Origin of the sequence: Solibacillus kalamii (assembly GCF_002174535.1) — a bacterium.
GTDB classification, from domain to species: domain Bacteria; phylum Bacillota; class Bacilli; order Bacillales_A; family Planococcaceae; genus Solibacillus; species Solibacillus silvestris.
Genome location: NZ_NHNT01000019.1, coordinates 26,455 through 33,073 on the forward strand (window position 1 = coordinate 26,455; position 6,619 = coordinate 33,073).

At 39.3% G+C, this 6,619-nt stretch carries 6 protein-coding genes; 4 read left to right on the top strand and 2 right to left on the bottom strand.

Annotation, left to right across the window (positions count from 1 at the left end; translation table 11 throughout):
* Positions 1-5: 5 nt before the first annotated feature.
* Positions 6-1,616, bottom strand: coding sequence for a (2,3-dihydroxybenzoyl)adenylate synthase (locus CBM15_RS18610; protein ID WP_087618624.1), 1,611 nt, complete (start codon positions 1,614-1,616; stop codon positions 6-8).
* A 420-nt stretch (positions 1,617-2,036) separates the two neighbouring features.
* Between CBM15_RS18610 and CBM15_RS18615 the strand changes: the two genes are divergently transcribed.
* The 3 genes from CBM15_RS18615 to CBM15_RS18625 all read left to right on the top strand — a co-directional run bounded on the left by CBM15_RS18615 (position 2,037) and on the right by CBM15_RS18625 (position 4,372).
* Entirely contained in the window at positions 2,037-2,843 is an 807-nt protein-coding gene (locus tag CBM15_RS18615; RefSeq protein ID WP_087618625.1) for a lysozyme inhibitor LprI family protein, read from the top strand.
* A gap of 294 nt (positions 2,844-3,137) precedes the next feature.
* Entirely contained in the window at positions 3,138-3,887 is a 750-nt protein-coding gene (locus CBM15_RS18620; protein ID WP_087618626.1) for an amidohydrolase family protein, read from the top strand.
* Positions 3,888-4,066: 179 nt separating this feature from the next.
* A complete protein-coding gene (locus tag CBM15_RS18625; RefSeq protein WP_087618627.1) occupies positions 4,067-4,372 on the top strand; it encodes a DUF3243 domain-containing protein in 306 nt (101 codons plus the stop codon).
* 83 nt (positions 4,373-4,455) lie between these two features.
* Here CBM15_RS18625 and CBM15_RS18630 read toward each other — a convergent pair whose 3' ends face one another.
* Positions 4,456-6,141 carry a methyl-accepting chemotaxis protein gene (locus CBM15_RS18630; RefSeq protein ID WP_087618628.1) on the bottom strand — a complete coding sequence of 562 codons (1,686 nt, stop codon included), beginning with the start codon at positions 6,139-6,141 and terminating at the stop codon, positions 4,456-4,458.
* A gap of 117 nt (positions 6,142-6,258) precedes the next feature.
* Here CBM15_RS18630 and CBM15_RS19575 point away from each other — a divergent pair.
* Positions 6,259-6,619: hypothetical protein (locus CBM15_RS19575; protein ID WP_239835868.1), on the top strand; the 361-nt coding region annotated here is incomplete at its 3' end.

Below are 6,619 nucleotides of genomic sequence, written 5' to 3' on the forward strand. Positions count from 1 at the left end.
GTATTTTAATGTTGCAATTGGTGTTCAAGTAAATGGCGCAAATCCTTTTTCGAAACTTTGCCAAGATGGGTCAATGGAAATTGCTCCACAAATAAGATTTCATCCGGTATTTTATAAGTAGCCAGTCCGCGTTCACGCAAGAATGACTTCAGCTGGCGTTTTGTTACATCCGCATTTCTTAGGATTATAAAGGCACAGCTTTTTTCACCCATATAGTAATCAGGCATACCGACAATTGCCGCATCATGGATAGCAGGGTGGGCAAGCAGCATATTTTCCACTTCTTCCGCCGCAATTTTTTCCCCGCCGCGGTTAATTTGGTCCTTCGCTCGGCCTTCTACGATTAAATAACCATCTTTCGTGCATCGAACAATATCACCTGTCCGGTAAAAGCCATCTTTTGTGAACGCTTTTTCATTATGTTCAGGCGCTTTATAGTATCCTTGGATTGTATAAGGTCCACGCGTCAACAGATGACCTGTCTCACCAATAGGCAGTTCCTGATCTTCATCGTCGACAATTTTCACCTCATCATAAGGGGACATCGGGCGACCTTGTGTATGGATGACGATTTCATCAGGATCATCCAATTTTGTGTAATTAACCAAACCCTCCGCCATCCCGAATACTTGCTGCAGCTGACAATCAAATACAGGACGTACCCGTTTCGCCGCTTCAACACTGAATTTTGAGCCGCCAACAAGCATGACTTTCAAGCTTGATAAATCCTCCGTATGATTCGGCTTTATATCCAGCCAATGCAGCGCAAGGGAAGGAACAAGCGGCACCATTGTCACACGATGCTTTTCAATAAGCGGGAATGCAACATCCGGACTAGGCGAAGAACTTAAAACGATTTTACCGCCAGCATAAAGGACCCCTAATATCCCCGGGGAACTCATCGGATAATTATGAGAAACCGGTAGCACAACCAAAAATACCGTCTCTTCGGTCACCTGGCATTGTTCAACACTCAACTTAATCGTATACATGTATTCATCATGCGTTCTCGGAATCAGCTTTGAAATTCCTGTACTTCCACCAGACAGCTGCAAGAATGCTACTTCGCTCCCTCTAACTTCCGGGAATTCAATAGATTGTGTACTGAATAGTGAATCAAATGATACAAACTCCTGCGCATCGCCAAGTATGATGACATGCTCCAGCGAAGGAACTTCCTGCTGAACTTCTCGCGCAAGACCACGGTAGTCAAAGCCCCCAAAACGATCCATTACGATATAAGCCTTCGCCTCCGCAAAATCGCAAAAATAGCGAATCTCATTGGCACGGTGAGAAGGAAGCGAAAAGACAGGCAATGCACCAATCTTAAACAGGGCAAATACAATTTCCACATAACCCGCCACATTCGGAAGCTGTACAACGACACGATCCTCTTTCTGGATACCAAGCAGCAAAAGTCCTGTTGCCAACTGGTCCACACGTTCATTAAGCTGTGCATAAGTAAGCGACCGTACATCATCAATAACCGCCACATTGTCAGCAAATTGACGGGCTCGATCTTCAAGCATCTGGCCGAAAGTTAAACCTACCCAACAACCAGTCTCCCGATAAAATTCAGCTCGATCAGCAGGCCACGGTGTAAATCCATTCAACATAGGCTGAAACCTCCTTCAATTACTTAACATATAGATTAATGATATTGATAATCATTATCATTGTGTTGTAACGGTTATGCTACGCCTTAAACGATTAATCGTCAACAATTGATGGACAATTTGATTCAATTTGACCAATTACCCTGGTTCTTTCGACTTTTTTTATATTAATAATAATGGCCTTAAAGAGGGATTTGTATAATATAGGAGGGGGAGTTTTCAAAAACTTGGGAAAGTATGTGATAAGCAAACTGAACTGTAACCTTTTTGTAACTCTTTCTACAGGAGTTGGCTTTATAATAAACTTATTCCAATTTGTAGTGTTTTGGAAATAATCAAATAGTGCATATGGAAAAGGTACAGAAGTTTGTATTGAATTGCCCTTAAATAGCAGCCTATAACAGAGAGAAGGAAAACAACATGAAAAAATTAGTAGGAATGTTTACCGTTTGCTTATTGTTAGTTGGCTGCGGTACTGAAAGCGAGGAACAACTAAAAGACAAAGTCATCGTAGCGTTGGAAAATGAAGAATATGATAAAGCGTTAACATTAATAGAGCAAAATTCAGGGGATAGCCAAATCGACGAAGAAACAAAAAATTTACACGCACAGCTTCTGGCATTTAAAGAAGTAGAAGAAGCAAGAAGCCATGCTGATTGGGATGGCGTTTTGGATAAAGCTCATACACTACTGGAAAATCCTGAATTGGAAAACAATTTAAAAACTAATCTGGAAAACATGATTGAAGAAGCCGAACAGGAAATTAATAAAAGCATTAGAGAGAACTTTGAACAAAATTCCGTTAACGGTGACGAAGAAGGCAATCCCCCACCTGGGGAAACTAAGTCATCCGAAGATTCATCTGTCAGCTTGAAGGAAAGATACCTAGCTAAATTAGCAGAGGTTGAAAAAAGTGTAAAAGAGTTGGACAAAATTTTCGATCAAGGGACACAAGCAGAAATAACAGAAGCCCAGGGTGAAGTATATTCACAATGGGATCAGCTATTAAATGAAATCTATGCTGAACTTAAAAACAACCTGCCACCTGATGACATGAGCAGATTAAGAGTAGAGCAGCATGACTGGGTAGAATATCGCGATGAAAAGGCAACAGAGGCCGCATTACAATATAAAGGCGGATCGATGGAAACTTTACAGTATGTAAGCACACAAGCCCAGTTAACAAAAGAAAGATGCTATGAATTAGTCGATTTGTATATGAAATAGAGAACGAAGAGGCGGCTGTAGGGTTAATTCCTTACAGTCTTTTTTATAGAGAGTGCCAGGCTCCTCCTAGATGTTCTAATAAATCTTAAAATGGTCTAATAAACCGGATGTTCTAATATAATAGCCAAATGTTCGAATAACCCCACCAAATGTGCAAATAAACCATTCCAAACTTCAAATAAGCAGCTGCTATTTTCTAATATCCGTACTAAATGTTCTAATAAAACTGATCCGCTATCATGAGACATATGTTGGCAAAAAATATATAGTAAAAACAAAAGGGGGAGAAGAGAAATGAGAATTTTTGATGCGCATTTTCATATTATCGATTATCAGTTTCCGATTATCGAAAGTCAGGGATATATGCCGCCAAGCTATGATGCAGCAGCATATAGCGAGGAAACAAAAGATTTAGCGATTAAAGGCGGAGCAATTGTTTCAGGGTCATTTCAAGGATTTGATCAAACGTATTTACTTGATTCGCTAAAGCAGCTGGGCCCGGCATTTTGCGGTGTAACCCAATTGCCGTATACAGTGTCAGACGAAGAAATCGAAGCATTGCATAAAAATGGTGTGAGAGCATTGCGCTTTAATATTAAACGCGGAGGCTCGGAAGATTTATCGAAGCTCGATTATTTTGCACGACGTGTGCATGCATTGGTCGGCTGGCATAGCGAGCTGTATATCGATGCGAAAGAATTGCCTGAAATTGCTGCAACGATTGAGAAATTACCGGCCATTTCGATTGATCATCTAGGGTTATCCGAGGAAGGGCTGCCGCATTTACTGAAGCTGGTCGATAAAGGGGTACGTGTGAAAGCGACCGGTTTTGGCCGAGTTGAATTAGATGTAAAAAAAGCACTGCAGGAAATTTACAGCATTAACCCGGATGCACTTATGTTCGGGACGGACTTGCCATCGACCCGTGCAAAACGGCCATTTGAAATTGCGGACATTACGCTGATTCAGCAACTTTTTGATGAACAAGCTAGCGATAAAATCTTCTATACGAATGCGTCGGCTTGGTATTTTGGCAAAGAATAAAATTTAGCGAAGAATCCAATGAGCAAAGCCGAAATAATTATATGAAAATAGTAACAGCCTTTGTAAAGATGTTTAAAAGTAGTTCAAAATAATAGCTTTTATTAAAATAAAGTTTAATTACAAATAAGGCGGGTAATTGTTAGGGGAACGCCAAAACACAATCTAGGAGGAATTACAATATGAGTGAAATGAATAACATTAACAAGAAACTTGAAGAATTATCTCCTGAAAAAAAAGATCAGATTTTAGAAAGTTTTTCAACGTTCAAGAGTTATTTGAAAGACCAGCTTGCTAAAGGTGAACGATTAGGTTTGAGCGATGACATGTTGGCAAAAGGCGCCAAGTTTGTAGCGGATCATTTAGCTAAAAACGAAGAACCTCGAAACAGTGAAGAAAAAGTGCTGCAAGAATTATGGAAAGTAGCAGATGAAAATGAAAAGAAAGCATTGGCAAGTGTGCTAGTAAAAATGGTACAAGCAGATTAATACGTTGGATTAGAGTTTAGTAGAATCCAATCATACAAAGAAATGCAAAAGCTGATTTGCAGCTTTTGCGTTTTTTATGTTTTCTACACTTTAAATAGATTGACTTGTTCTTGAACTCCGACGGCACCTTCACTCAATGATTGGGCGACCTCGTTAATCTCCTGCATTGTAGCAGTTTGTTCTTCAACTGCTGATAGGACAATGCCAATCTCACCGGCAGCGCTGTTAGCTGCATGAGCCATTTCAGCAATAGATGCTGCAACTTCCTCGGTACTTGCGGAAATTTGTTCGGACGATGCAGAAACTTCCTGAATTTGAGCAGTCATCTCTGTGATGGACCCGACAATATGATTAAATGAAACTTGCGCATTTTGTAAGTAGACAACACCTTGATCGACATTTTGAGCTGTTGTATTGACGCTTTCTTCAACTTCTCTCGTATCTTTTTGAATTGTCGATGTGAGGCCGGCAATTTGTGATGCTGAGCTTTTCGATTGCTCTGCCAGTTTGCGCACTTCGTCAGCGACAACGGCAAACCCTTTCCCATGTTCTCCTGCACGGGCCGCTTCAATTGCTGCATTTAGAGCAAGCAGGTTTGTCTGATCTGTAATATCAGTAATCACTTTTGTAATGTTCTCGATTTCGGCAGATTGTCTGCTCAGCTGTTTAATTTTTTCTTTTGTTTCATAAGAAGATTGTTGAATAACCGACATTTGCTGTTCAGCTGTCTGTAATGTATGACCGCCTTCTCCTGCAATTGTCTGCATGTCCATCGCATGAGAGTTCAATACTTGCGCGGCTTCAGCGATTCGGCTTACACCTTGAGCTGTCTCATCCATAGCAACAGCACAATCATTTCCGATTGCTGCCGCATTGCTACCGCCTTCAGCAACAGTTTCCACACGTTTTGCAATATCAGCAGAAGCAGCCGACACTTCATCGGTACTGCTCGCCAGCTGTTCTGAAGCAGCTGTTGTACTTGAAACGTTCAACGATACATTACTGATTAAGCTGGAAAGACTGGCTTTCATTGCATTAAAAGCAGCTGCAAGTTCGCCAATCTCATCTTTTGTTTTCACATGAACATCTTCTTCTCGTAAATCACCGTTCGCAATCACATTTGCCGCATTTGTTAATCTGTGTAAAGGGCGAGTAATGTTGAGTGTAATAAAGATGGCTAAGCATGATGCCAGTAAAACACCAATAACGGAAATAGTAATCATGAGTGTTTTACTGATTTTTGCACTTGCTGTTGTTTCGTCGCTTGTTATATGCATTTGTTCCTTTTGGACATCAACAATGCTGTTGATTGTTTGCTGAATCGAGCGGTTAGCAGGTACAGCGAATTCAAATAGCATATTATTAGCTTTTTCAATGTCATCGTTATCCACATAGTCAATAACTTGAGAAACATAGTCATTATATAAAGCTTGATTTTCTTTTAAAGTATTAATTTGTTCCTGCATATCAGCAGTTCTAAATATTCCTTCGATTTCACCGATTTTTTCTGCAATCATTTCTCTTTGAGTAGTAAGGTTTTCTATATCAGCTGAATCCTGACGTAAAACATAAGAGCGGATATACAGCCCTTGTAATGATGTCGCATTTTGGATTTCCGATAGTTCCGTTACTTTGTATACTCGATCTTCAATTAGGAAAGAATAATCCTCATCGATTTCAGTCATTTTAATGACAGAAAAAATTGAAAGAAAAATGAGAATTACAATAACGATACCAAAACTACCGAACAGTTTCTTTCCAATATTCATATTTATGTTCCTCCGAATGTCATACTTAAAATATATCTATAACTTCGGTTTAAATTTAAAGTACTTAAGACTTACTTTTAAAAAGAGAGAATACTTGTTTAGTCTTGAATTAAAGTTTTGGAATTAAGTAATATTTCTATTGTTTTAAGTACGATATTTCGTCATATTCCAGTTTTATGTATGGAATTGAGTCTCTGGGGTGCATTTTCTAATAAATTGCTGGGTTGTTCTAATATAGCGAAAAATGTTCTAATAAAAGTTGGATTTTCTAATATAAGTGCCAGTTGTTCTAATAAGTATCCGATATGTTCAAATAAAGTCAGTGAATGTGAGGTTAGTATAAAAAATGGACACGTCTTAAGAGACACTTTAATATTAAGATATCTAAAAAAGGACGTGGAACCGATGAAAGAAAAACAAACTCGTAAGCGATTAGACGCACAAACAAAAGAATACATTTTAAAGTCTGTTTTAGAAG